Source organism: Myxococcales bacterium (assembly GCA_016716835.1).
GTDB lineage: Bacteria > Myxococcota_A > Polyangia > Haliangiales > Haliangiaceae > JADJUW01.
The window spans coordinates 2,035,101-2,060,707 of the sequence record JADJUW010000001.1; the positions used below are offsets into that span (position 1 = coordinate 2,035,101).

Annotated in this window: 24 protein-coding genes and 2 pseudogenes; 12 read left to right on the forward strand and 14 right to left on the reverse strand. The window is 64.5% G+C overall.

Translation table 11 applies throughout. The features are described from left to right. The first annotated feature begins 7 nt into the window (after positions 1 to 7). From IPL79_09010 to IPL79_09025, 4 genes are all read left to right on the forward strand, one after another. A complete protein-coding gene (locus IPL79_09010; protein MBK9071124.1) occupies positions 8 to 343 on the forward strand; it encodes a winged helix-turn-helix transcriptional regulator in 336 nt (111 codons plus the stop codon). Further along, positions 327 to 1,280, forward strand: coding sequence for an SRPBCC domain-containing protein (locus IPL79_09015; protein ID MBK9071125.1), 954 nt, complete (start codon positions 327 to 329; stop codon positions 1,278 to 1,280). Before IPL79_09010 ends, IPL79_09015 begins: the two co-directional genes overlap by 17 nt. A gap of 125 nt (positions 1,281 to 1,405) precedes the next feature. Next, positions 1,406 to 2,164 (forward strand): MBL fold metallo-hydrolase, encoded by a 759-nt coding sequence (locus IPL79_09020; GenBank protein ID MBK9071126.1) that lies wholly within the window; start codon positions 1,406 to 1,408, stop codon positions 2,162 to 2,164. Between the two features lie 705 nt (positions 2,165 to 2,869). Beyond that, the gene (locus IPL79_09025; protein ID MBK9071127.1) at positions 2,870 to 3,106 is read left to right on the forward strand and encodes a hypothetical protein; all 237 of its coding nucleotides are present in this window, start codon (positions 2,870 to 2,872) and stop codon (positions 3,104 to 3,106) included. On the opposite strand, the gene IPL79_09030 is transcribed toward IPL79_09025, so the two are convergent. The 5 genes from IPL79_09030 to IPL79_09050 all read right to left on the reverse strand — a co-directional run bounded on the left by IPL79_09030 (position 3,103) and on the right by IPL79_09050 (position 10,087). Beyond that, positions 3,103 to 6,120 carry a DUF349 domain-containing protein gene (locus IPL79_09030; protein ID MBK9071128.1) on the reverse strand — a complete coding sequence of 1,006 codons (3,018 nt, stop codon included), beginning with the start codon at positions 6,118 to 6,120 and terminating at the stop codon, positions 3,103 to 3,105. The two genes, IPL79_09025 and IPL79_09030, sit on opposite strands and share 4 nt — an antisense overlap. Positions 6,121 to 6,265: 145 nt before the next feature. Beyond that, positions 6,266 to 7,204 carry a methylmalonyl Co-A mutase-associated GTPase MeaB gene (locus tag IPL79_09035; GenBank protein MBK9071129.1) on the reverse strand — a complete coding sequence of 313 codons (939 nt, stop codon included), beginning with the start codon at positions 7,202 to 7,204 and terminating at the stop codon, positions 6,266 to 6,268. Then, positions 7,201 to 9,258: a cobalamin-dependent protein gene (locus tag IPL79_09040; GenBank protein ID MBK9071130.1), complete on the reverse strand. Its 2,058-nt coding sequence runs from the start codon at positions 9,256 to 9,258 to the stop codon at positions 7,201 to 7,203. The genes IPL79_09035 and IPL79_09040 overlap by 4 nt, the downstream gene beginning before the upstream one ends. 41 nt (positions 9,259 to 9,299) lie before the next feature. Continuing rightward, on the reverse strand, positions 9,300 to 9,452 hold the full coding sequence (locus tag IPL79_09045; protein ID MBK9071131.1) for a hypothetical protein: 153 nt from the start codon (positions 9,450 to 9,452) through the stop codon (positions 9,300 to 9,302). A 17-nt stretch (positions 9,453 to 9,469) separates the two neighbouring features. Continuing rightward, complete coding sequence (locus IPL79_09050) at positions 9,470 to 10,087, reverse strand: hypothetical protein (GenBank protein ID MBK9071132.1); 618 nt, start codon at positions 10,085 to 10,087, stop codon at positions 9,470 to 9,472. A gap of 259 nt (positions 10,088 to 10,346) precedes the next feature. Between IPL79_09050 and IPL79_09055 the strand changes: the two genes are divergently transcribed. Beyond that, on the forward strand, positions 10,347 to 11,528 hold the full coding sequence (locus tag IPL79_09055; GenBank protein ID MBK9071133.1) for a VWA domain-containing protein: 1,182 nt from the start codon (positions 10,347 to 10,349) through the stop codon (positions 11,526 to 11,528). Here the strand turns inward: IPL79_09055 and IPL79_09060 are convergent. Continuing rightward, positions 11,479 to 12,411, reverse strand: coding sequence for a DMT family transporter (locus IPL79_09060; protein MBK9071134.1), 933 nt, complete (start codon positions 12,409 to 12,411; stop codon positions 11,479 to 11,481). The genes IPL79_09055 and IPL79_09060 overlap by 50 nt on opposite strands. A gap of 68 nt (positions 12,412 to 12,479) precedes the next feature. Here IPL79_09060 and IPL79_09065 point away from each other — a divergent pair, with 68 nt between their 5' ends. Next, entirely contained in the window at positions 12,480 to 12,836 is a 357-nt protein-coding gene (locus IPL79_09065) for a 4a-hydroxytetrahydrobiopterin dehydratase (GenBank protein MBK9071135.1), read from the forward strand. A 7-nt stretch (positions 12,837 to 12,843) separates the two neighbouring features. Here IPL79_09065 and IPL79_09070 read toward each other — a convergent pair whose 3' ends face one another. Beyond that, entirely contained in the window at positions 12,844 to 13,497 is a 654-nt protein-coding gene (locus IPL79_09070; GenBank protein MBK9071136.1) for a glutathione S-transferase family protein, read from the reverse strand. Positions 13,498 to 13,565: 68 nt separating this feature from the next. Here IPL79_09070 and IPL79_09075 point away from each other — a divergent pair, with 68 nt between their 5' ends. Beyond that, complete coding sequence (locus tag IPL79_09075; protein MBK9071137.1) at positions 13,566 to 14,228, forward strand: hypothetical protein; 663 nt, start codon at positions 13,566 to 13,568, stop codon at positions 14,226 to 14,228. A gap of 61 nt (positions 14,229 to 14,289) precedes the next feature. On the opposite strand, the gene IPL79_09080 is transcribed toward IPL79_09075, so the two are convergent. Genes IPL79_09080 through IPL79_09090 form a run of 3 tightly spaced genes read right to left on the reverse strand, consistent with a single transcriptional unit; the run spans position 14,290 to position 17,079 of the window. Further along, a complete protein-coding gene (locus IPL79_09080) occupies positions 14,290 to 15,387 on the reverse strand; it encodes a 23S rRNA (adenine(2503)-C(2))-methyltransferase RlmN (protein MBK9071138.1) in 1,098 nt (365 codons plus the stop codon). A 59-nt stretch (positions 15,388 to 15,446) separates the two neighbouring features. Then, on the reverse strand, positions 15,447 to 16,061 hold the full coding sequence (locus IPL79_09085; protein MBK9071139.1) for a type II secretion system protein: 615 nt from the start codon (positions 16,059 to 16,061) through the stop codon (positions 15,447 to 15,449). Continuing rightward, positions 16,054 to 17,079: a hypothetical protein gene (locus IPL79_09090; GenBank protein MBK9071140.1), complete on the reverse strand. Its 1,026-nt coding sequence runs from the start codon at positions 17,077 to 17,079 to the stop codon at positions 16,054 to 16,056. The genes IPL79_09085 and IPL79_09090 overlap by 8 nt, the downstream gene beginning before the upstream one ends. A 170-nt stretch (positions 17,080 to 17,249) precedes the next feature. Here IPL79_09090 and IPL79_09095 point away from each other — a divergent pair, with 170 nt between their 5' ends. Further along, positions 17,250 to 18,179: a hypothetical protein gene (locus tag IPL79_09095; protein ID MBK9071141.1), complete on the forward strand. Its 930-nt coding sequence runs from the start codon at positions 17,250 to 17,252 to the stop codon at positions 18,177 to 18,179. A gap of 15 nt (positions 18,180 to 18,194) precedes the next feature. On the opposite strand, the pseudogene IPL79_09100 reads toward IPL79_09095, so the two are convergent. Continuing rightward, positions 18,195 to 18,676, reverse strand: a pseudogene (locus IPL79_09100) (NAD(P)H-dependent oxidoreductase). 182 nt (positions 18,677 to 18,858) lie between these two features. Between IPL79_09100 and IPL79_09105 the strand changes: the two are divergent. Beyond that, a complete protein-coding gene (locus IPL79_09105) occupies positions 18,859 to 19,551 on the forward strand; it encodes a hypothetical protein (GenBank protein MBK9071142.1) in 693 nt (230 codons plus the stop codon). Positions 19,552 to 19,578: 27 nt separating this feature from the next. Here the strand turns inward: IPL79_09105 and pruA are convergent. After that, positions 19,579 to 21,203, reverse strand: a pseudogene (pruA, locus tag IPL79_09110) (L-glutamate gamma-semialdehyde dehydrogenase). A gap of 53 nt (positions 21,204 to 21,256) precedes the next feature. On the opposite strand from pruA, the gene IPL79_09115 reads away from it, so the two are divergent. Continuing rightward, the gene (locus tag IPL79_09115; GenBank protein MBK9071143.1) at positions 21,257 to 22,108 is read left to right on the forward strand and encodes a zf-TFIIB domain-containing protein; all 852 of its coding nucleotides are present in this window, start codon (positions 21,257 to 21,259) and stop codon (positions 22,106 to 22,108) included. A gap of 58 nt (positions 22,109 to 22,166) precedes the next feature. Beyond that, the gene (locus tag IPL79_09120) at positions 22,167 to 22,793 is read left to right on the forward strand and encodes an adenylate kinase (GenBank protein MBK9071144.1); all 627 of its coding nucleotides are present in this window, start codon (positions 22,167 to 22,169) and stop codon (positions 22,791 to 22,793) included. On the opposite strand, the gene IPL79_09125 is transcribed toward IPL79_09120, so the two are convergent. Both IPL79_09125 and IPL79_09130 read right to left on the reverse strand, forming a co-directional pair. Beyond that, entirely contained in the window at positions 22,790 to 23,893 is a 1,104-nt protein-coding gene (locus IPL79_09125; protein ID MBK9071145.1) for an ABC transporter permease, read from the reverse strand. The two genes, IPL79_09120 and IPL79_09125, sit on opposite strands and share 4 nt — an antisense overlap. Before the next feature lie 5 nt (positions 23,894 to 23,898). Continuing rightward, the gene (locus IPL79_09130) at positions 23,899 to 24,651 is read right to left on the reverse strand and encodes an ABC transporter ATP-binding protein (GenBank protein ID MBK9071146.1); all 753 of its coding nucleotides are present in this window, start codon (positions 24,649 to 24,651) and stop codon (positions 23,899 to 23,901) included. A gap of 58 nt (positions 24,652 to 24,709) precedes the next feature. Between IPL79_09130 and gloB the strand changes: the two genes are divergently transcribed. Beyond that, on the forward strand, positions 24,710 to 25,552 hold the full coding sequence (gloB, locus tag IPL79_09135; protein ID MBK9071147.1) for a hydroxyacylglutathione hydrolase: 843 nt from the start codon (positions 24,710 to 24,712) through the stop codon (positions 25,550 to 25,552). Positions 25,553 to 25,607: the final 55 nt, after the last annotated feature.

A 25,607-nucleotide genomic window follows, 5' to 3' on the forward strand; every position in this document is an offset into this window, starting at 1 on the left:
TAAATTCATGCTCGCAACCCTGTCGGCGCTCGCCGAGCCAAATCGCTTTCGCATCGTCGAGTATTTGCGCAACGGCCCGCGCGGGGTTGGCGCCATCGGCACCGCGTTGCGCCTGCGCCAGCCGCAGGTCTCAAAGCATCTGCGCATCCTTAAGGAGGCACATCTCGTAGACGTGGAGGCCCGCGCGCAACAGCGCCTGTACGCGCTGCGCGCCGAGCCACTTCGCGAAATGAACGATTGGCTGGAGCGCTATCGCCGCATCTGGGACGAGCGCATGGATGCCCTCGACGTCGTTGTCCAAGAACTCAAAGCCAAGGAGAAAACCAATGCCCGCAAAAAATGAATCCACCGCCACCACCACCCAAGCGCCTTTGTCGGGCCTACGCACCTCCAGCCTGCGCCGAATTTCAGACACCGAGCTGGCCATCGACCGCACCTTCCACGCTAAGGCACACCACGTGTTTGATGCGTGGACGCAGCCGGAATTCGTCAAGCTGTGGTGGGCTCCTGCTCAGCGCGGCGTGCGCATGGTCGAGTGCGTTGGCGATGTCCGGCCGCAGGGGACGTATCGCTACGTCATTGGCCGCGGCGAAACCGAGCGCTATGCGTTTAGCGGCACCTATCTCGAAATCGAGCGCCCCACCCGCTTGGTCTACACCCAGCGCTTCGAGGGCGTGCCGGGCGAGGCGACGTTGACCATCGCCTTCATCGAGCAAGGCGAATTCACCACCGTCTCGGCACGCGAGGTGTATCCAAACAAAGCAGCGTTAGACGGCGCGCTGGCCAGTGGCATGGAAGAAGGCATGAACCAGACGTATGAACAACTCGATGAGCTGATGGTTGCCGTGCGCGCGACGCCGCAATTTCGCATTAGCCGCGTGTTCGATGCGCCCAAGCATCTCGTCTTCAAAGCCTGGAGCAAGGCTGAGTACGTCGCGCGCTGGTTTACGCCGGCGCCGTTGACCACGCCTGCTTGCGAGGTCGATCTGCGCCCGGGCGGCGCCTTCAACGTCACCATGCGCACGCCCGACGGCATGGAGTTCCCCATGGTTGCGACGTTCACCGAAGTGATCCCCAACGAGCGCATTGTCTACGTCGCGCGCATCCATGGCGGGCTGGAAGTAACCACCACCGTGACCTTGGTCGAGCGCGATGGCAAGACCACGCTCTCGGGGCACCAAGTATACTCGCGTGACGACGAGTCGACGCGCGGTGCGCATGCAGGCTGGACGCAGACGTTACATCAGCTCGGCGAAATGGTAGCAGAGCTCGCCACGTAAGGCCGGTCGGGGCGCCACGCACACCCAATTCAACCTTCACCACCATCGATGATGGTGCGCGGTAGGCCTTTGGGCTGCTTGCGCTGCAGCTAGCCACCGTTCAATACGTGATACAAACGCCCGGCATGAAGCTGCAGGTGTTCCAGGTCACGCCGAGTGTTTGGTGCTTTCGGCGCCGGTCCTATCTCACGTGCTCGTATCTCGTCCGACGGGCCAACGGACAAATTGTCATGGTTGACGCCGGCATGGACTCATCGGCGCAAGACGTAAGGGACGCCCTCGCGCGGGCGTTTGACGCGACGATCAAGGATGTTGCGGCGGTGTTGGTTACACATTGGCACAACGATCACGCGGCAGGCGCGCAGGTTGTCCAGGAACAAGCATCGGCAAAAATTTATTATCACGCTGGCGATGAACCTGAACTGCTGCGGACGACGGCCTCTGGCGGCGTTCGCGGATGGTTGGCGGCGCGGGTGCCAGAGTTTGGCCCGCTAGTGCTGCTCAAAGGGTTGCTTGGCGAGGCGACGCCAAGAGCCGTCAAAGCCGACGTGCTTGTCAATGACGGCGATCAGATCGAAGAAGATGTCATGGTCATTGCCACGCCCGGTCACACCAAAGGCCACGTAAGTTTTTTCTACGAACCCGAACGCGTGCTCTTTGCAGGCGATGCCCTCGCGGTCATTGGCGGCAACCTGAGGTTTATGGCGCGCTCCGTTACGCTAAACCTCCAGGATGCGCGGCAGTCCATGCGCAAGTGCTTAGAGCTGCCGATCGAACACGTCTGCCCAGGGCATCGAGCGCCGCTCTCTAAAGACGTGCCGGCTCGCTGCGCTGAAATGCGTGCGCTGCTAACCGGCAGCGAACACTGGCCCTTCTTCGGCTAAATACCGCGAGGTCGAGATGCCCAGGCACTATGCTGGCTATCGGCACGGCGAGACCATTGCCCCCTGCTCCCCACCAGCCCAGTTTTTAGGCGTCCGAATCGGGCGCAAGCGCCCAGTGTGTCACCCGCGCGCCCTACCTTGTGCTCGGCGAGCTTGACCCACCTACGTTCGAGCTGCGCACGCTTATTGCAGAACCATGAGCATGCCACGCGCCATCGACTAAAGGCAGCGACGCCATCGCAACCGCAAGACCGCACCGCGAAAGAACACACGGCATCGAACCGTCGCAGACGCGTCCGACAAGACACGCTGCAAATCATAATTAGGAATCACACACATCACGTTACCAAGGAGCATTGCCATGGAGTTCACGATCGTAAATCTCGAAACCAGCCGGCGCTACAAGCAGCTGCTCGTAGACAGAACGGGGTGGTCACGTCTCGCGGTGACGCCTGGAGCGCCCGTTCCATCCCCGACGCCACAGGGCGAGCCCGAGATACAACCTCCTATGCAGCCCGTTCCACAGCCGATCCCGCAGGTGGATCCGCCACCCCGGCCTTCGCAGCCCGGCGAACCCATGCCAAACCCTATCGGCGACCCACCCGGCACCGGCAATCCCGCGACCGACCCAAATGTAGTTATTGGACGGTCGCACGCGTCAGGTCAGCCGGGCCAACTGGCATTTGACGCTCAAGGTGCGCAACGATGAAAATGTGTCACGGCTGCGGCAACAACTATGACAAGGTTTTTGAGGTCACGATGAACGACCGCACGTTCGTGTTTGATTCCTTTGAATGTGCCGCTCACGTCTTGGCTCCCACCTGCGACCACTGCGGCTGCAGAATCCTTGGCCACGGCATCGAAGCCGACGGGAAATTCTTCTGCTGCGCGCACTGTTCAAAAAAACAAGGCGTCAAAGGCGTCGTCGACCGCGTCGGCTAGTCGGCATCGGAGTCGTCGGGGACGGCGCCATCGCCGGCCATTTCGCCGGCGGTAGGAGCGGAATCGCCTGGCGTCGGCTTAGCCGCATCGTCCCAACCATCGTCGACCGCGTCGAACATAAAGGCCGGGGTTGGACGCGCCGCGCGCGGCGGCGCGATGGCCGCGACCGGTTCGATCACGTCGGGCAACACCGGCGCCGTAAGTTCGGCGGCCGGTGCGGGGGTGACGGGCGCCGCAGCAACGGGCGCCGCTGCGGCTGGCGCGGTGGCAACGGCGGCGGCTGCAGGCGCCGCGACAACGGCCGCAGCAGGCACCACCGGCGCAGGGCGCGCCGCGCGCTCACCGCGGTTACCATCGCGCGGTCCGCGATCGTTGCGATCGCCTCGGTCGTTGCGATCGCGGCGACCGTCACGGTTTTCGCGGCCTTCGCGCGGCTCGCGCGGCGATCGCTCGCCACCCTCGCGGTCGGCGTGGCGTCCGTCGTCGAGCGCGCGCAAGGAGGCGATAACCTCATCAAACTCGCGCTGCGCGGCGGTGCCGTCGCTGTCGATGGTTGGTCCGAGTTCGCGCCACTGCGCGACAAAGTCGTCCGCCGCCTCATTGGGTGAGCGGTGGTCTTGCCGAATACCGAGCGCATTTTGCGCGATGGCTTGGCGCAAGATGTCCGCGATTTGCGCCGAGGTTTCGTCGCCGCGTAACGTTGGCGAGGCCTTAGGCAAGAGCGATCGCACGCTGGCAATGAGCGACGTCCGCGCCTTCTTCATCACCTCGGGGTCGAGGTCGCTGCCGCGCAGGCCGACAGGATCGGTTTGCATGGCGTGCAGCACCAATTGGTCTAGCTGCGCGCGGAGCGCCGCATCTGGGCGAATCTCGCGCTCGGCCAAATCGGCGACCTTGGCGCGCACGGCGAGCGTAAGCCCGCCAACGCCTTCGCTGGCCGCAAGCGCCGCGCTAACCTGCGCCGCCAACTCGGTCAGCTCGGCCTGGGACGCAAGTGCCTCGGCATCGCGTGCGCCGTCGCGCTTGGCAAAGAGCGCATCGCCCGCCGCCTTAAACCGATTCCACAAAGCCGCGGCCTGGCGCCCTGGCACGCGGCCGGTGTCTTTCCACGCGGTTTGCAAATCCTTGAATTGGCCGATCGTTTTGCCCCAGCTGTCGTCCACCGGCGCGGCCGCGACGAGGCTCTCCATCTTAAGGCACAACTGCTCGCGCGCCTGGGCGGCGCGATCTTGATCGGCGCGCTCCGCCTCAACCACCGGCTTGCGCGCATCAAAGAAGCGATCGCACGCGGCGCGAAATCGTCGCCACAGCTCGTCGCCTTGCTGCTTGGGCACGTGGCCCGACGCCTTCCATTCCGCCTGCAATTGGCGAAAGGCCTCCGACGTTGTGCTCCATTCGGTGCTCTCCGCCAACGCCTCGGCCTTGGTGATGAGTTCTTCTTTCTTGGCGGCGTGAACGGCAAAGCGCTCTTGCTCCTTGCCACGCTCGCCCTTGACGCGCTCATAGACCTGATCGGAGGCAGCCTTGAAGCGGCCCCACAATTCGTCGGCCTTGCTCTTGGGCACCGCGCCGACGACCTTCCACCGCGCTTGCAGCTCCTTGAGCTTATTGCCGAGCTGGCGCAAATCCCCCTCGCCAAGTTCGGCTGTTGAAAGCGCCAACGCCTCGGCGATGAGCGCCTCTTGCTTGGGCACGTTGTGCAGGCGCTCCCACTCGAGCGACTCGCGCATGTCGCGCACGCGCACCACGAGCTGGCCGCGAATCTTGCCATAACGGGTACGCAGCGCCTCGCGCTCGTCCGCGGCGGCATCGCCGACTTTTTCAAACGCCTTGGCCGCATCGGTCAGCGCGCGGTCGATTTGCTTTAGGTCCGATGAATCAGCTAACGCTTCCAGATCGCCGAGCATGGCGCGCAGCGCGGTGGCCAGGTGGTCGGCGCGTTCCTCGGCCTCTTTGGCCTTGCGCGCCTTTTCGCTAGCGGCGGCGAGGCGATGCTCGCGATGCGCGGCGCGTTCGGCCTCGCGATCGGCGACCGACGATAGGTCGTCGACGCCGCTGATAACGGCGAGATTGCGTTCGGCGTCGTCACTAGGCGACGGCGCCGTATTGGTGTTTGCGCGCCGCGCCGGCCTGCGCGTGCCGTCGGCCATGGCCGCGCGATCTGCGAAGCGCTTGCCCGCTTTTTCCCAGCGAGCTTTCAGCGCGCCATCGACATTTGCTACGGGCTGCCAAGCGTCGCCAAGCGCCGCGAGTTCCTCGCCTGCCACCGCAAAATCAAATCGCTCGGCGAGTTCCTCAGCTTGCTTAACCAACTGCGACGCCTCGGCGTGGGCGCGCCGCGCGGTGTCGTCGGACGAAGACGCCGCGCGTTGCTGTTCCCCGCGATCAGTCAAGATCTTGCGCGCGCGCCCACGCACTTGTTTGTTCTTGGCCTTAGTGGCAACGGCTTCCAGCGCCTCGGCATCAGCGAGCTTGTCGACGGCGGCGCTGCCGATCTCGCGATCTGCCTCCATCGCGATGGCGCGCAAGGCCGCGACATCGGTGAGTTGCGCCACGGCGGCGGTTCGTCGTTCCAGCGGCGCAGCCGATTTCGCGAGTTCGGCCAAGGCCTTAGGGGAGGAAATGGCGGCGAAGGCTTGCCCGCGCAGCGCGGGATTCGTGGCACGCAAGGCGACGGCGATCAACGCGGACTCCTGGCCCATGGAAATCAGGGTGTGCAGGGCCTCGGTGGCGGAGTCGTCGGCCGCACACGCTTGCGTTACCCATAGATCGGCGGCCTTGGAGGTCGCCAGCTCGCGCACGGCCTTGTCGGTTTGCGCGCTCGCGATGTCGGCGAGGAGGCGCGGCTTGTCGAGGCGCTCAATCGCGAGCTTGCGGATCGCAGCGTCTTGATCGGTTTTAGCGATCTGCACCAGCACGTCGGCATCGTCGCTGGTTAGCTCTTGCACCGCGGCGCGGCGGATTGAGCTGTCGCTGTGTTTGTATTTCGGGCGAAAAAAGTCGGCGAGTCCCATGGTTCCTCTTTGCTGGGAGATAGACCAGGGACTTCACCATGTTCGACCGTTTTTCTCAACGCCTTGGCCAGCTATTTGCGGGACCTGCAAAACCGCCAATTAGGGCCACATACCGCGTCCATCAGGCAATTCTCGCGATTTCCACTCAGCCGGATTTTGCCGCGAGATGAGCTAACCAAGCCGCCTCGGCGCCCCCCGCGCTCGCCGCCCATGCGGCAGCGCCGCCATGACGCTGCAAAAGCGCCTCGGCACCACGGCCGAGTTCGCGCTGGCAACGCCGCGCGAGCACCATCGCCTCCAGCGCAGACGCCGCGGTTCGCGAGACGGGGTCGAGATGTCGCCATAGCGCCTCCACGCCGCGGCCGGTGCGGCTGCTAACGACGTCAAGCGCGTCAGCCGCCGACGCCCCCGCGGTCATCACTGCCGCACGCAGCTGCGCCGCGGCCTGCGCGGCGCCGGGCAAGTCGCCCTTGTTGACGACAAAGCGCTGCACCTGCTCCATGAGCCCCGCCTTGAGATACTGCAACTGGTCGCCAGCGCCAGGCTGCAGCACCAACCACGTCTGCGCGGCGAGCTCGGTGACGTCGGCCTCGTTTTGGCCGACGCCCACCGTCTCGATGATGATTACGTCGAAAAGATACGCCCACAGCCGCACCACGCTCGGCGTTGCATCCGCAATGCCGCCGAGCACGCCCTGGGTGCTTTGGCTGCGAAAGAACACCCCGGCTGCGGCCGACGCCGCCATCGCGCGCGCCCGATCGCCGAGCAAGGCGCCACCCGATCGCTGGCTGGCAGGATCGATCGCCAAAATCGCAACGCGCCGCGTGGCCTGCGCGGTGCCCGCGCGCGCCGCTAGCATGGCCGCGACCAGGCTCGATTTTCCGACGCCCGGAGCGCCGGTGAGCGCGATGATTCGCGCCGCGGCGTCGGGGCGTCGCGTTCGCACATGCGCCACCGCGGCCGCCATCAGCGCCAACGCGGCCGCATCGTCGCGCTCAAACAGCGACGTCAACTTCGCGATGGCCGCGCGATCGCCTGCGAGCGCGGCGTCGCCTTGCGCCAAAACGACCGCAGGCGAGGTCACGCGGCGCTGCCCGCTTCCACGAGCGCGAGCAGCTCGTGCATAATCGTGCCGAGCTGATAGTCGTCCCCGCCAAAGACGCGGCGGACGCCGAGCTGCGCCAGCGCCGGCAAATCGCTCGCTGGAACAATCCCGCCCACCACCAGGCACGCGTCGTGGCACCCGCGCGCCGACAGCGTGGTCGCGAGCTCACGCACTAGTTCTAGGTGACTGCCCGAAAGCAATGAAATGCCGAGAATGTCGGCATCCTCGTCGATATACGCCTGCGCCAGCTCGGCGGGCGCCACCCGAATGCCGGCGTAGATGACGTCAAAACCAGCTTCGCGCGCGGCCACGGCAATCATTTCGGCGCCGTTGGAGTGGCCATCGAGCCCCGGCTTGCCGACGACGAGGCGTGGCCGCCGCCCACGCGCCGCCGCGATCGCCGCGCTGCGCGCGCGCAACGCCGCCACTTGATCGTCCTGCAAGACAAGTCGCGCGCCGTCGACACCGGTGTTCGCGCGATACTCGCCAAAGACGCCGCGCAAGGCGTCGGCCCACTCGCCCGTGGTCACGCGCGCCTTGGCGCACTCGATCGACGCCAGCATGATTGCCTGGCTTGCCTTGGCCTGCGCCTGCTCGGCCGACGCTGCAGCCGCCACGAGCTGCGTCAAGGCCGCCTGCACCCGCCCTTCGTCTCGCGCCGTACGGGTCCGAGCCAGCTGTGCGGTGGCTTGCGCGACCGTCGCCTCGTCCACGACAAAGCGCCCCCCATCGCGTTCATCGACCAGCGGCGATGAAAGCGCCTCTTGGTACCGGTTGACGCCAACGACGACCTGCTGCCCGCTGGCAATGCGGCCCATTCGCTGTGCCATGGCCCCAACTAGCGCCTGCTTCATGGCGCCGGTTTCGAGCGCCGCCAAGGCGCCACCGTCGCGCAAGACGTCACCCAGCAGCGCGCGCGCTTCCTCTCTGAGCGCCGCGGTCTTGCTCTCCACCACGACCGATCCCTCGAACAAATCGGGATACTCGAGGAGATCCGTCTCTAGCGCCAAGATCTGTTGCAGGCGCAAGGCCCACTGCTGATCCCACGGCCGCGGCAGCGACAGCGCCTCATTCCACGCCGGCAGCTGCAACGCGCGACAACGAGCCTTGCGCGACAATGTCACCGCCAGGGTTTCAAACGCGATCCGCCACGCATTGTTTTCAGGTTGCGCCGCGGTGAGCCCAAGCGAATTCACCTGCACGCCGTAACGAAACAGGCGAAACTTGGGGTTGGTGACGCCATAACGCGCTTGCAGCAGCTCATCCCATAGCTCGGCAAAGGCGCGCAGCTTGCACATCTCTTCGACGAAGCGAATTCCGGCGTTGACAAAAAAACTCATGCGGCCGATGCAGCGCTGAAAATCCTCGCCGGCAAGCGCGCCGCGCGCGGCAATGCCATCGAGCACCTGCAGCGCATTGGCCAGGGCAAACGCGATCTCTTGCGCCGGCGTCGCGCCGGCCTCCTGCAAGTGATAGCTGCAAATATTGCTTGGGTTCCACAGCGGCACGTGCGCCGCGCAGTATTCGTAGGTCTCCGCGATGAGCCGCATCGACGCGGCCGGCGGAAACACGTACGTCCCGCGCGCGAGATACTCCTTCATGATGTCGTTCTGCGTCGTGCCGCGCAGGCTCGCCACGTCGACGCCGCGCTCCTGCGCCATCGCCACGTACAGCGCAAGCAACCACATGGCGGTGCCGTTAATCGTCATCGAGGTGTTCATCTCGCCCAGGGGCACGTCGGCGAACATGGCGTGCATGTCGTCGAGCGAGTTAATCGGCACCCCCACCTTGCCGACCTCCGCGCGTGCCATCGGGTGATCCGACGAGTAGCCACATTGCGTCGGCAGATCGAAGGCGATGGAGAGGCCGGTCTGCCCGCGCGCCAGGCCCTCGCGCATGAGCGCGTTGGTCGCGGCGGCGCTTGAGTGCCCGCCATAGGTGCGAAACACCCACGGCTCATCGCGGGTTGGCGCGCCGTCGCTATCAAGCAGCAAATGGGCTGCGCGGGCATCGTCGCGCTTGGACGTGGTCACGCTGCAAAGTATAACGCGGCGCGCTTGGGCGTGCCTGCCGATTACTCGGCTTCGTCGGCCTGTTCGGCTTTTTCTTTCGCCGCGGCCTCAGCCTTAGGATCTGGCTTAGCCTCGCGCGACCGCGTGCGCGCGTCGGATTCCTTGGGCGCATCGGCCGCGACCTCTGGGTATTGCGCCGTGCCGGCAATAATCACGTTGCCATCGCGATTGATCAGCGCGCAAAATAGCTTGGCGTTAGAGGGGATGCTGTTTTTATACGCTGGGTCAAACCGTAGGTCGACGAGGTGGAGCTTGTCCTTGTCTTTGCTGTCGTTACCTTTTTGTCTTTCCACTTTAAGATCGTATCTTGGTACTCGGTGGAGCGCTCGCTCTGGGTGTTTTTCTTGGAGCATGGAAAGCCCGGAACCGGCGACTTTCCATCAGGGCAGTATGGCATCAGCATCCACTGCGAGACGCGCGAATAGCGCACCGTATAAATAGATTTTGGAAACGTAACCGGCGCATTGCCGTTATTCTGGTCTATACACTGCACCTCGTTGTCGCCAATTTGCTCGCCACTGTAACGAACGATCACTAGTTGGCCGGGCGTGATGCCGGTGAAGTGGCAGCCATCGACGGCCTTGGCGGTTTTGAGGTCGAGAATCGCCGAGTGCTCGTCTTTCACCATGCCTTTTTGCACGGTGTATTTGCCCTCGGCACCAATTTCTGCGCCGACAATTTTGATGCCCTTTTCGCACTTGAGGCCCATCGGCAGCTCGGCGTGGGCGAGGGGCGTGGCGGCAACAAAGACGGCCGACAAAACAGATACCGTTGCTATGGTACGAATCACGGAATACTCCTTCTAGATGGTAAAGACAGCGCGAGCGCGCGCCGCAAATGGTAGCCGGGCGCGCGACACCGGGACAATGTAGGCAAGCGCCAAACCATGGGGATGCAGACCCCATTTTTCCCCCGTGGCTGGGGGCGCATGCCCCGAGCGGGAGGGCTCACCAGCCCAGGAGCGGGGCGTAGACCTCGACCTCCGGGGGGCGACATGCCATCGCGAGCCCACCTCGCTTGGCATGCCTTATGCATTCTACCTCCTCAAGATGATGAACCGCGCCCTGCTCAACATGATCACTCTCGCCAGCGTTGCGGCCTGCTTGGTGGTGCTTGCGGGTTGTCCCAGCAAGTCAGCAGGCGTTTGCGATAGCGAGTTCGCCCCCGATAGCTGCGGCCAACCATGCACCTTGCCCACGGACTGCAGCGATGGCACGTATTGCGGCGCTAGCACGGGCGAGTGCACCGCCGACTGTACGCCCGGCAGCAACGAGTGCGGCGAGGGCGCGACCTGCGCGCCCGATGGCAGCTGCCAACCTGGCTCATGCGCATCCATCGCGCTCAACGTGACCTCTATTGTGCCTTCGATCGAATTGGTCATCGACCGCAGCGGTTCGATGAAATGGGACTTCTCGGGCAATAACCAAAATCCACCCGCCGGCCAATCGCGGTGGGATGCGATTAAGACCGCGCTCATTGCCCCAACCACGGGCCTCATCAACGTCCTGCAAAATGGCGTCTATTTTGGTGCGCAGCTCTACTATTACCAGGCAAACGCGAGCGAATGCCACAGCGGCCTGACCGCGACGCGCAGCATTGCCAATGGCGACGCCATCACCGCGCTTATCAACGGCACGGCGCCAAACGGCGGCACGCCAACCGCGCTCGCCGTGGACCAAGCGGTCGCACAATTTTCCAGCAATCCGCCGCCGACCGACTCGCCGAAATACATCTTGCTTGTCACCGACGGCGAGCCGACCCTGCCCTGCCAAGGCAATACCTATGAGACCAACGGCTCGCTGACCGTCGCGTCGGTTCAGGCCGCGCACGCCGCCGGCATCACCACGCTTGTGCTCGGCGTTAGCAATCAAGTCGCCGCCGCCAATCTGCAGCGCTTTGCGAATGCCGGCCAAGGCCTGCCGCCAGATGGCGCGACGAAGGCCGACTATGCCGTCTCGAGCAGCACCGCCGACCTCGTCGACGACCTGACCGCCTTGCTCGGCAGCACGCGCAGCTGTGACCTCACGCTGCAAGGCAGCGTCGACCCGGCCGCCGCCTCTGCCGGCACGGTGCAACTTAACGGCACCACGCTGACGCATGGCACCGATTGGACGGTGCTCGACGCTCAGACGCTTCAGCTCGTAGGCGCCGCCTGTGAGACCTTTCTCAGCACGCCGACCGCTACGTTGTCGGCGGATTTTCCATGCGACGCGGTGGTTGCGATTTCGTAAGCCACAGCATCGAAAATTTCGCCGCTAGCCCGAGGAACACCACGCCAATACCAAACCACGTCTTGGGCGCGAAAAAATCTTGGCGCTCAAAGAGCGCATCGACACCGAGCGCGATAATAGTGATGACAAATACGGTGGTGCTGGTGGTGGCGAGCGAGACGCGCTGCACCAGCCAAAAATAGGTCGCGAACGCAATCACGGTGCCAAACACCGCCAAGTACAGCACGGCGGCCAGCGCGGTGGTGCGCAGCGGCGAAGGCCAAGATGGCCCGCCGGTTGCGAGCACGACCAGCCATAGCGAGATCGCGGTGACGCCAATAAAGACCGCGGTGGACGCGATGGGATGAATGCCCGCGGCGTGGCGCTTCATGACCACGGCGTAGAGCGTCGCGGCCAGCGCCGAGGCGAGCACCATCGCGACGCCTATGCCTTGCTGCGCCGAGATATCGAGCTGATCGGAAAAAATGATGCCAACGCCGGCAAGCGAGATGAGGGCGGCGATTAGATCTATAGGCCGGGTGGGCTCGAAGCGAATCACCTGCATCACCGCCGCGAGAATGAGCGGTTGGCAGGCAAACAGGACCGCCGCGAGGCCGCCCGGAATGTGCTCCTCGCCGAGATACACCAGCGCATACCCGATCGCGTCGAGCACGCCGGCGAGTGCGAGCCACGCCCAGATGCGCGGCGACGCAGGCAGGGGACGCAAGCGGCCGAGCCATACCAGGCCGGCGAGGATCAACGCCGCTAGCGAGAAGCGGTAGGTCGCGCTGACAATGGGCGCAAAGCCACCCTCGCCCATGGTAACGCGCACGGCATACCACGTAGTGCCCCAGATGGCGCAGCACACGACGTATGCCAAGACGAGCCGCGAGGTCTTTGCCACGGCCTCGTTATACGCGGCATGCGGAGTCTGCGGGCGCCGAGCGCGGGCAATCATGCTACCCTTTCGCGATGAGCGGCCTCGCAGATCGCGACCTCGCTGCGGTGCCCGCGGGCACGCCGCCGCTTGCGTCGGCGGAAATTGCCAAGTACCAGCGGCTCATCGCGCCGGCGTGGCGGGTGGTTGCGGCCGATGCTGGCGGCGACGCCGGCAACCGCCTGACGATCACCATCTCGACTCCCAATTTTGTGGAGGCGATGGCGCTAGCGGTGCGCGTCGCGACCCTGGCCGAGCAGGTGAACCATCACCCCGTGCTTTTGATCGCCTGGGGCCGCGTAACGGTTACCATCTGGACGCACACCACCGGCGGCTTGACGGGCAACGATTTTATTTTTGCCGCGAAGGTCGACGCCTTGCTCGTCGCATAGGTGATTGCTAACGCGCGACGCGCGCGTGCTCAATTTCGTTCGCCCGCAGCTTGGCCGGGCGCGCCAACAACAGTTCCAAATAGCGCGCCACGTTGGGGCCCGCAGTGGCCTTGCCCCAGCTAACAAACCACGCCAGGCTTGAGCCGATCATGATATCGGCGGTGGAAAACGCGTCCCCGAGCAAATAAGGCCCGGTGGCGAGCGAAGCCTCCAGGCGTGCCATCACGTCGGCAAACGCAGGCCAACCCAGGGCGCTGCGGGGTGGTTCGGTCTGGCGCGCAAACGCGACATCGGCGAAGGCAGGTTCGAGCGCGGCGACGCTGTAGATTAGCCATTGATAATACGCGCCGCGTGCAGCCGTGCCGACCGCCGGTGCCAAGCCGCTTTGCGGCAGCATGTCGGCGACATAGGCGCAAATCGCCGCGCTTTCGTTGATCACGACAGGCGCCGCGCTCCCCGGTGCGGCGCGATCGACGAGCGTTGGCACTTTGCCGTGCGGGTTAAGGGCCAAATAAGAAGGGGCCTTGTGCGTGCCTGCCTGCAGGTCGTAGGGCACGAGTTCATAGGGCGCGCCGCTTTCTTCCATCAGCCAAAGAATGCGTGCCGCGCGCGACCTCGGTGCCCAATGCAATTCAAAGCGCGCCGGCGTCGTAGGTGTCATGGCGCCTCGATCTATCACGGCATCGAAACTTGTGCCATGGTCAGGAGGTGCCGCATATATCCTTGCTTGTGATCCTGGCGCTTGCCGCCGCAGCGACCGCGGGCTGCAGCAAAAGCGACAGCCCTGGCAGCGTGCCGTGTGAGGTTGGCAGCGCCGCCTGCGCATGCACGGCGGGCGGCGGTTGCGATGCGGGCCTGGTCTGTGACGACGAGGACAACCTCTGCGTCGTCGACCCAGGCGGGCGGGGCTGCGCCTGCGATGCGACCGACGCCTGCGACGCCAATTGCGGCTGCGACATCAATTGCCTCGACGCGGGCAAGCTCTGCTACGACGGCAGCGCCGACGAATGTGTTGGCATCGATGAAACCTGGGATGGCACAACCTGCTGCGTGACGGGCGTTTCGATGTGCGCCGGCGGCACGAGCAACGAGTGCGATGGCGCCTATGAGAGCTGGACCGGCGCCTACTGCTGCGTCGTCGACGCTGTGGTTTGCGTTGATGGCACGCCCGCCGAGTGTGGCAGCGTGGGCGAGCACTGGACGGGCACGCTGTGCTGCGTCGAAGAGGCGACGGTCTGCGCGGCTGGCACCATGGACGAATGCGGCGACGCCGGCGAGGAATGGACCGGCGAGCTGTGCTGCGTTGCGGATGCAACGACTTGTGGTGACGTCGATCAGGCAGCCTGCGAAACCGACGGCCACGCGTGGACCGGCGAGCAATGCTGCGTATGAGCGCGCGCGGTGGTTGCGACGAATTTGGTAACTACGCAGTACGACCGCTAACCTACCGCAACTAAACGATTTCTGGGGTGCGGGAGTGACCCCGGGCGAGCTGGCCGCAGGCGGCGGCGATGTCCCTGCCACGTGGGGTGCGGATGATGGCGCGCAGGCCGTGGGCGTGGAGGCGATCGCGGAAGCGGGTGACGACGGCGGGGGCGGACGGCGTCAGCGTGCTGCCGGGGAAGGCGTTGTGCGGAATGAGGTTGAGGTGCGCCGGCAAGCCCGCGAGCAGCGCGGGCAGACGATCGGCGTCGGCGTCGCTGTCGTTGTGCCCGGCGAGCATGACGTATTCCATAAAATAGCGGCGCCACGGATGCGCTGCGGCATCGGCGCGCATGATGGCCATGAGCTCGGCGAGCGGCCACTTCTTGGTCTGCGGCATGATGCGGCCGCGTTGTTCGTCGGTGGTGCCGTTGAGCGACAGCGCAAAGCTCGCGCGGCTGTCGCGGAGAAAGCGCACCATGCCAGTGCCAATGCCGGAAGTCGAGACCGTAATGTGCTCGGCGCGCAGGCTCGGCGACGGCGTGCCGGTGAGCACCGCGATCGCCGCGAGCACGTTGTCTAGGTTATCCATTGGCTCGCCCATGCCCATGAACACCACGTTGCGCGGCGCGCGCGGCGCGTGATGTGCGGCGATGAGATACTGCAATACGATTTCATCGGCGGTTAGGTTGCGGCCAAAGCCGAGCTCGGCGGTGGCGCAAAATTTACACGCACGCGTGCAGCCAGCTTGGCTTGAGACGCACACCGTCTCGCGCCCGTCGCCTGGGATCCATACCGTCTCGACCGCTTGATCATCGCGCGCGCCTGCGCCAAAGGCGATGGCAAATTTTTGCGTGCCGTCGGTGGCAACCTGCCGGTTGACGACGCGCCACGCCGGCACGTGAAATTGCACACGGGCCTCGCGCCAGGCCGCGGCCCCGACGCCGGCTAGCACCTCGGGCACGGCGCTCGGGGGAGGCGTCGCCGAGACCTCATGCAGGGCGCGCAAGGCCGCCAAGGCGCGGGTGCGGCTTTGCAGCGCGTCGGCCAGCGCCGCCAATGGCATGCCCAGCAGCGGCAGCGTCGCAGCGGACGTCGTAGCGGGTACCTGGGGCAAGACCGGCAGCAAGGCGACGCACCCTAGCACGCACCCGGACCCGACTCCGCAACAATCGAAAAAGGCCAGCGCTAATCGGCCGCGCCGGCCTTGTTAAGGCGCTGCGTTGGCAGGCCACCCAGGCTCTCACCGACGAGCTGCAGCGAACCCCACTGACCATCACAGTCTACGTTATAGACCGCCTCGGCGACGAAGGAGCCGGCAACCGCAGCAACGGGCGTCGGTACGTTTTGCGGGGACGGCACGACGCTCGCCGCTCCTAACGCCAAGGCCGCGCCGCGCAGACTCGCCAACGCAACCGAATCAGCGACCAGGGGAGAGTAACTATAGTTGGCGTAGAAGGTATCGTCGATGCGAAAATCAAGCGTCGTCCAGGCCACCGCGGCCGCGCCGACGGGCGCCCAGTCACCGGCGGCATGTACGTTACGGGTCTTGCCGCAGGCCGAGCCCGCGGGGTGCTGGCGGCCGGCGACCAGCGGGAAGCTGCTATCGGTGACAAAGCTCGTCTTGGTGGTCTTGCCAAGGGCCCCTAGCAGCAGCTCGAACTCCGCCGACTTGGCCTTGCGCATGGTGTCCATGAAGGCCTGGATCGCGACCGCAGCCAGGATGCCGATAATAGCCACGACGATCATGAGCTCGATGAGCGTGAAGCCTCGTTCTCGGGGCTTGCGCCGGCAGCTACGCATGCCAGCCTCCGTTGGTAAACACGACGGTGTCGTCGATCGCGACGCGTTCGGTGATGGGAAACACGTCGACGTGGTAGTGCGCATCCTTGTGGCGCATGCCTGGCTTTTTGTAAACTCCGTGCTTGGCGCCGAGCGACAGGTGCACGCCGCATACGCGCTCAAAGGCGCCGACGTCGCGCACCATGCGTTCGCGTGAGAAGCTGCGGTTAAGGCCCATGCCGAGCTCGCGCACCCAGACCTCGCCGCCCTCTCCCAGTGCGATCGTGCGCAGCACCTCGTCAAAGGCAGGCGTTGAGTTTTCGGCGCCGACGACGCGACCGCGCTCGATGATAAGCGCGATCGGCGGCGATGCGGCGTGCATAAAAAACTCCAGGTCGGCAAAGGCATAGATCATCACGCGGCCTGACACCTGTTCCAGATCGCGTGCCTCCGTAAAGACTTCGCCGATTGGAAACATGCTGCCAATATTATTGGTGGCCGAATAATCGCCGGTGTTTAGCTTGGCGGCCTCGAAGCCGCCGTCGTACGTAAGCGTGGCGCCGCCTCCCTGCACCACGACGCGCTGGCCGGCGTCGAGCTTCGCTTTGAGGGCGCTGCCAACGCCGCGATAGTAGGTGGCATCATAGGCCAAGGCATCGATATAGATGGCAACCTCGTCGGGCGCCATGCGCGCGAGGTTGGCGTGCTCGATGACCTTGATGCCGCGCTTGTAGAGCTCGACGCGGATGCGAAACGACTCGATGCGAAAGCTGGTCGATTGCACGAGCACCACGAGGTCACCGACGTGCAAGGCGGCAAAGGCGGCGAGCAGCTCCGCCGGCGCGGCGTCATCAAACGAGAGATGTGCGGCGTCGGGCAGCGCTGCATGATAGGCCTGCGCCATGATCGCCGCGAGCTCACATTGAGTATCGTAGACAACGACCGCGGCATGCGCGGCCGTGTGCTGCAGCGAGATGGCGAGCATATCGGCGACGTGCGAGGTCGCCTGGGCAACGAGAACAGCGCGCGCGTTAGGCATTGATGCGGTTGTACTGCTAAGGGTTTGAAGCCACCAGCTCGGTTATGCGTTTGGCGCGTCCGGGTGCCCACACATGCCGTGGCTGCGCGCCCACAAGCATACTTGAACTGAGTAAAATCAAATGGTTGCGAGTGGCACATGGGCTGCATTTACATAGGTGCAGGTGAATTATGCTGCCAAGTTTTGCCCTCCTCTCCCTCATTGTTATTGCCCCTGCCTCATCGACGCCCGTGTGGGCGCCCGCGGAGAACTCACCGCGCAAGCAGGTGGTTTACGTCGACGGCGCGCCGTCGATTCTAATCGACGGCAGCGAGGTGGCCGCCGCCGTGGGCCCAGCGCGCACGGTTGACGAGACGTCGCCTATGGTGGTTCGCCGCGCGGTTGACCCCGCGTTCTTGCAAACCGACGCCGCGAAGGCCTGGCTGCACCAAGGCGTCGTATTGTATGCCGCCGATGGTTCGCGTTGCGAAACCAAGGTCGCCGCGCTCGCGCTGTATGGCTGGTTTAATTTTGTCGATGGCGACGGCGAGGAGTTTTCGCCAATGGAGGTGTGGGAGCGCAGCAAGGGCAATGGCGGGGTCTACCTGACCGCCGAGCTAGCGGACGACGCTTGCCAAGGTGCGGTGGTGGCGCAGCTCGCGGCCGAGCCCGCGCGCATCGCCGCGACGCCACGCGTGGCGAGCGAGTCGTGGCGCGACGTCGCCCTTGCGGCCTTGCCACAGGTCGACGCCTTTCAACGGATTCAGAATCAATTCATCTATACGAACCCACAGACCTATGACGAAGGCGAGGCGCGCCGCCTGGCCGCCACGACGCTGTGGGATGACGCGCCGCTGGTGCAGCAAGTCGAGGTAGGCGACCGCACGTTCCTGATGCTGAGCATGGCGCGCGATGGCTCGTGCGGCGACTTCGGCGGCGCGCTCTTTGTCGCTTGGGAAATCGTTCAGCAACCCGGCGTTGCCCACGTGCGGTTGCGCTACGCACAGGCGGACGAACGCACCCCGACGTTTGCGTTTGCGGATCACGGCACCGGCACCGTGCGCTTTGAGGCGCTCAGCGAATTCTATGCGCCAAGCGACTACGACGGGTGTGGGTGCTAACGGGAACGCGACGCCCTACGGCATCGCGCGATGATGCTTAACAAATTGCATGAAGGTCGCCCCAAATAGCCGCAGATGGGCACGAGTCGCTTCATCGGTCAGGTTGCCGGCGGTGTCGAATTTCTCATGTGCCCGCGCCACGAGCACCTCGGGTTGCGCCAAGGTTGGGGCATCGAAATAGACCATGATCTGCCGCAGATGCGTTTGGGCGCGCAGCGAGCCGCTCATGCCAACCGACGAGCCAATCATCCCAACGGGCTTTTTTTTAGCGGCGAGGCAGGCCCACGCGACATCCAGTCGATGGCATTTTTTAGCGCGCCGGGAATGCTGAAATTATATTCCGGCGTGGCGAAGATCACGGCATCTGCCGCGGCCAGCGCACGCGCGAGCGCTGCGACGGGAGCCGGATCTTGTGCGATATCACTGCTAAACAGCGGCAAATCTCCGATGCCCGCACCGGCGCCTTCATAGAGCGAAAGCGTCGCGCTCTCTGGCATCACCGCCGCCAGTTCGCGCAGCAGCGCGCGGTTGATCGACGCCTGACGCAGGCTGCCACAAATGCCGAGGATCGAAATTGTCACCTCAGCATTGTTGCATGGCCGCGTCGGCTAGCAAGGTTTTGCTTCGCCACATTTGCGCGCGCCGGCGCGCTAGGGTTACGATCTGCGCGGAGGCGGCGATGAAACAAATTTTCACAAGGCTTGGGTTTGGCATGGCGATGTGGGCGAGTATGGCCTGCGGTGGTGGCAATGATGAGGTGGTGCCGCCGCCTGATGGAACACCGCCCGCCTGTGACGAAATATGGACCGTCACCAACGGCGATGCGGATGCCACGGCAGTCATTGCAGGCGGCGAGCTTGTGCTCACAGCGCCCAACGCCGACGCGTTTAGCGCGGTTGCTGTGGCGCAGACGCTAAGCGGCGACTTCGATATTCGGTTTGACTTTGATCCGGCGAGCCTCGTCGAAGGCGGCTTTGCCCAAGCGACGATTGGGCTCGATGGCGAGGCGCTTGCGGTGGCCGGCATTGGCACCCTCTTGCCGCTGGGAGAAGTCGACTTTACGGGGCTGGGCGTCGCCGTTGGTGACAAACAGGATCCCGTCTTTAATGCAACCGACTTGCAAGCGGGCTCGCTGCGCCTGACGCGCACCGGCACGACCATTACCGCGACGGCGACCGTGGAAGGCACCGAAGCCACGTTGTCGGGCGAGAACCAAAGCACCGACCCCGTGCAGGTTGGCCTGCAGCTAGGTCGCCATCCGACGATGGGTGCGCCCCTCATCGGCACGTCTTCCATCACCGCGCAGGGGTTTGTGGTGATTTCCGGCGACGCGGAAGCTGATCCATTTGACTGCGACTCGCTGGTGGACTAACGCGCGCATCGCTCAGCACTAGCTGCGCTAGCCCAAATACGGATAGCGCCAGTCGGTCGGCGGGACGAAGGTCTCCTTGATCGTGCGAGGCGCGACGAAGCGAAGCAGGTTGGTTGGGGCGCCGGCCTTGTCATCGGTGCCAGACGCGCGCGCGCCGCCAAAGGGCTGCTGCCCAACCACCGCGCCGGTCGGCTTGTCGTTGATATAAAATTGCCCGCGCTAAAGCGAGCCGCTGCGCGCGCCTCGGCGATGGCGTGGGCCTCGGTGGCGAACACCGCGCCGGTGAGCGCATAAGGCGAGGTGCGGTCGACGAGTTCGAGCACCTCGGTCCACGCGTGATCGGGATAAACATGGATGGTTACGATGGGCCCAAAAAATTCGGTGTGCATATGCGGCACACCAGGATCTTCGGTGAGCAGCAGCGTCGGCCGCACAAAATAGCCCTCGGCATCGTCGCACTGGCCGCCGGCCAAGACCGACATGCCGCGCGTGGTGCGCGCCGCCGCGATGGCGGCGGCATGACGGGTAAAGGCTGGCCGATTAATCACCGCGCCCATGAAATTGGAAAAGTCGGCGACGTCGCCGACCTTGAGGCTTTCGGTCTGTCCGATGAGTTGCTCCTTCATCGCCCGCCACACGGAGGCGGCGACATACACCCGCGACGCCGCCGAGCACTTTTGTCCTTGATACTCAAAGCCGCCGCGCAGGATGGCCGTGGCCAAGGCCTGCGGATTGGCCGACGCATGCGCAACGATAAAATCCTTGCCGCCGGTCTCGCCGACGAGCCGCGGAAAATTGCGATAGCCATCGAGGTGGCTGGCGACGTCTTTCCACAGGCTCTTAAACACCGCGGTTGAGCCGGTAAAATTGAGCGCACAGAATTCTGGGTGCGCGAGCACTTGGCGCGAAATGGCGGCGCCGTCGCCGGGAACTAAGTTGATCACACCGGGCGGCAAGCCGGCCTCTTCGAGCAATTGATAGGTCAGATAGGCCGCATGCAGCTGGCTATCGGAAGGCTTCCACACCACGGTGTTGCCCATCAGCGCCGGCGCGGTGGGCAGGTTGGCGGCAATCGCCGTAAAGTTAAACGGCGTCAGCGCGTAGACAAAGCCTTCAAGCGGCCGCAGATCAAATTGGTTCCACATGCCCGGGGCCGCCGCCGGTTGCCAGCGATAGAGCTCCTGCATGAAGTGGACATTGAAGCGCCAAAAATCGATCAGCTCGCAGGCTGCGTCTATTTCGGCCTGATGGCAGGTCTTGCTTTGACCGAGCATGGTCGAGGCATTGATGACGTAGCGCCATTTGGTCTGCAGCAGCTCGGCGGCGCGCAAGAACACCGCCGCGCGATCTTCCCAGGCCAAGGCGCCCCAATGCCGCCGTGCCTCGAGCGAGGCGGCTATCGCACGCCCGACGACATCGTCGTCGGCCCCATGCGCGCGCGCGATGACATGGCGATGTCGATGCGGCATAACCACGTCGACAAAGCGACCGGTCTGCACCCGCTCCCCGCCGATGATCGCGGGCACCTCGAGCACCTCCGCGCTTTGCCGCGCCAGCTCGGCCTGCAGCGCGGCGCGTTCGGGCGAGCCGGGGGCATAACCGCGCACAGGGTCGTTGGTGGGCAAAGGGACCGAAACCACGCCGCTAATCATGTCTTGGCATACCACCGTCTGCGCGGGTTGGGAATTTCGTGTACACTTTGCATATGTGGATTGCGTGCACATCCTGCCATCTGCGGCACGATGTGTCGTCCTATGTGGCGGGTGAGCGCGTTGCGTGCAAGTGCGGCACCTCGCTCGATGTGCCCACCAAGCCGCCCGCGGGCGTGCTGCGATGCCCCACCTGCCACGGCGCCGTACCGCAAAATGCGATCGGGTGCTCGTTTTGCCGCGCGCCGCTAATGCTCAAGGCGTGTCCGCGGTGTTTCGCGCGGCTATTCCTTGGGACAAATTTTTGCAACCACTGCGGCGCCGACGCCGCGGAGCTCGCACCGCACGCGGGCACTCACGCGGCGCGGCAATGCCCGCGTTGCGTGACGCCAAAGCTCGCGGCGTTGTTGGTCGGCGATGTCTGCCTCGAACAATGCGAGCGCTGCCACGGCATTTTCGTCGACCGCAGCGCCATCGAGCAAATCTTGCAGGACCGCGAACAGGCGCGGGCCGACGCCATCTTGGGCGCGCTGCCGCGCGGCGACGCACCGGCACCAACCGTGCCGCCGGGCGGCAAGCTCTACATCCCCTGCCCCGATTGCAAGACCATGATGAATCGCACGCAATTCGCCGACGGCGCGCGCATCATCGTCGACGTCTGCCGCACCCACGGCACCTGGTTTGACAGCGGCGAGCTGCCACGCATGGTCGATTTCGTGCAAACCGGCGGGCTTGAGCAAGCGGCCAAGCGCCGCCTCGAGCGCGAGAAGCAAAACATAACGCGGCAAGCCGAAGAAGCGAGGCGACTCGCCGCGCTGCCCGCCGACGTTGGCTACACGCGCAACTCGCAGGCGCGCGGCCCATCACTGGGCGACATTGCCGACATCCTAAAGAGCCTACTTTCGTAGGTGACTTCGGCGCGCCGCCTTGCGATCGGCGCATGGCGCCTGTAACGTCGCGGGCGATATGCGCCTCATCTTGGTTGGCCCGCCCGGCGCGGGTAAAGGCACGCAAGCCGCTCGTCTGATCAACTCATTTAAGATCCCGCATATCTCGAGCGGCGATATGCTGCGCGCGGCGGTCAAGGAGGGCACCGCCATGGGCGTTCAAGCCGATACCTTTATGAAGGCCGGCAAATTGGTGCCCGATGAGGTCGTCATTGGCATGATCTTAGAACGCATCGCCAAGCCGGATTGCCGCAGCGGTTTTATGCTCGATGGCTTTCCGCGCACCGAACCACAAGCCGCGGCGCTGGGCACCGCCATGCGGCAGGCCGGTATTGCCTTGGACGCGGTGGTGTTAATCGAGGTGCCCGACAGCCTGATCGTCGAACGCATCACCGGGCGTCGCACCGACCCGGAGACCGGCACCATCTATCATCTAACGTTCAGCCCGCCCCCGGCCGACCTCGCCGCGCGCTTGGTGCATCGCAGCGACGACACGGTGCAGGCCGTGACGGCGCGCCTGCAAAAATACCATTCGGACACGGCGCCGATTGTGCCTTATTACGAAGCGGCGGGTCTCTTACGCCGCGTCGACGGCGTGGGTAACCCCGATGACGTGACCGCGCGTATTACCGCCGCGCTGGCCTAAAGGCGCTGCAGCCGCCGCGCGGCGATGGTGGCCAGGATGGTTGCGATCGCGAGCAACACCAAGCTTGGCTTGGCCACCTCAGCCACGCCGCCACCGTGGACGATGACCGACGTCAGCCCATCGAGCGCCCAGCCATGTGGCACAAAGAGGCCAACGGTTTGCATCAGCGGCGGCATCACCATGCGCGGCACCATGCATCCGCCGAGCAGCGCCATCACCAAGATGCCCATCGAGCCCAGGCTGCCGACCTGCTTTTCGCTGCCGCCCAGCGAGGCGATAAAAAATCCAAACGCCACCGCGCAAGCAACAATGGCGAGCACCATGAGCAGCAGCGCCCACAGGCTGCCGGCTACCTTCATGCCGAACACCGCGATGCCGATGGCGAAGAAAAAACCAAACTGCAGCACGCCGACGACGAAGTACGGCGCCAGCTTGGCGGTGAGCAACCAGCCCAGCGACACCGGCGCGGCACGCAAACGCCGCCACGTGCCGCTGCGCCGTTCGGCGACAAACGATAGCGCCAGCGTTAGCGAGAGGAAGAAGCCAAACAGCACGCCGTTGCCCGGCACGGTGACCTGAAACGAAGAAATCGCGGGCGCGGTGCTAGTTAACCGCGTGACCGCAACAAGCTCGTCGGCGGCGCTCGCGCCAATCGCCAGCCGCAAGAACAGCTTGCGCACCCCAAATTCCATCACCGCACGCTCGGCAGCGTCAACCTCGGCGCCCACTACCAGCTCGGCGGTCATGCCGTTATGGCCGGTGAAGCCGTCGGGCACGATGAGCGCAAAGGGCGCTTTACCCGAGGCCACGGCCTCGCGTGCGGCGGCGGCGGGCGTGGCAACCAAGGTCAGCTCCGCGCCTAAAATGCGCTCTAGCAGGCCGCAGGCCAGGTTGGCGGGCTGCGCCCCGTCACACGACCACACCAAGGACGGCTTGGCCCTGGGCCGCCCCGCATCGCTGGGACCGAATTTAAAGATCGCGCCAAACACCGCCATGAACACAATGGGCAGCGCAAACAGCGAGAGCAGTGCGCCGCGATCGCGCCACAGCAAAGTCGATTCCTTTATCAGGCTGGCTTTAATAAGGCTGGGGCGCGACATGTGGCTCACTCTCGCAAGGTTCGACCGGTAAGCTGTAGGAACACGCCCTCAAGCGAGGCGGCCGTATGCGCCAGGCGCAGCTCGGTCACCGTGCCCTCGGCAATGAGCGCGCCGTGATCCATAATGGCGACGCGATCGCACAGTGCCTCGACCTCTTCCATGTAATGGCTGGTGTAGAGGATGCAGGTGCCTGCGGCGCGCAGGGCGGTGAGCGCATCAAAAATAAAGGCGCGGCTCTGTGGGTCGATGCCAACAGTTGGCTCATCGAGCACCACCAACGGCGGCGCATGCACCAAGGCGCAGGCGACGTTGAGGCGACGCTTCATGCCGCCGCTGAACGTGCTGACGCGATCGTGGCGGCGATCCCATAAGCCGGCGATGCCAAGCGCGCGCTGCATCGCGGCGGGCAAGTCAGCCACGTCGCGATACATCGAGGCGAAATACGCGAGGTTTTGCAGGCTCGATAGTTCTTCGTAGATCGCGAGTTCTTGCGGCACCATGCCGAGCCGCTGCTTGGCCTCTGCGGGCTGCTGGGCGACGTCAAAACCGCCAATCGCGATGCGGCCGTTGGTTGGCGGCAAGACGCCGCAGATCATAGATATGAGCGTGGTCTTGCCTGCGCCATTGGGGCCGAGCAGGCCAACGATTTCTCCAGGGCGCGCCAAAAGCGACACCGCGGCGACGGCGGTGCGCGCGCCAAACTGACGGCTCACGGCCTCAACCACAAGCAACGCTGGTGGGGCTGCTACCTCGCTCACGCCACATGCATAGCAGCCACCCCACGGCGGCGATACCTCGCCATGCTACAAAGCGCGCATGTCGATCGTGGTGGTGCCGCAGCTCTCGGATAATTTCGCCTATCTCGTCGGCACCAGCCATGGAGGAGCCGCGGTCGTCGACCCCGCCCAGGCGGACATCATCACGACGCGCTGCCGCGAGCTCGGCCTATCCCTGCGCGAAATCTGGGCGACGCATCATCATGCCGATCACACGGCGGGCATTGCCGCCCTCTTGCAGCAATGGCCCAACGCCGCGCTGCGCATCCACGAAGTTGATTGGGTGGCCTTGTCGCGTCGCGACGCGGGATGCGCGCGCGCAATCGAGGTGGAGCCCTCGCGCCTCTTGCTTGCTACGACCGGCCAGCGCTTCGCGTTTGGCGAGCTGAATGTCGAAGTGATTTTCAACCCGGGCCATACCTTAGGTGCGGTCAGCTACTACGTGCACGCAAGCCGTGCGGGCGCGGGGGCTGCCGTATTCACAGGCGACACGCTGTTTGGCGCCGGCTGCGGCCGCCGTTTCGAAGGCACCGCCGAGGTCTTTCATGCGTCGTTGATGGCGCTCGCCGCGCTGCCGCCGACCACGAGCGTCTACTTTGGTCACGAATACACGGCGAACAATCTTCGCTTTGCGTTGGCGGTCGAGGCTACCAATACGGCGGTGGCCGAGCGAGCCGACGCAACGGCGACGTTGCGCGACAGCGGTAGCTGGTCTACGCCGAGCACCATCGCGCTCGAACGCTCGACCAACCCATTTTTGCGCTGTGCCGAGCCAGCCGTGGCGCGCGTCGCCATGCAGCATGCCGGTGCCGCGGAGGTGACCTCTGCGACGTCGGCCACCGCCGTTTTCGCAGCGCTGCGCACTTGGAAGGACACGTTCTAGGTCGCCAAACTAGCAGTTGACTTGCTTAAATATGTCAGTTACTTCTAGGACCCAT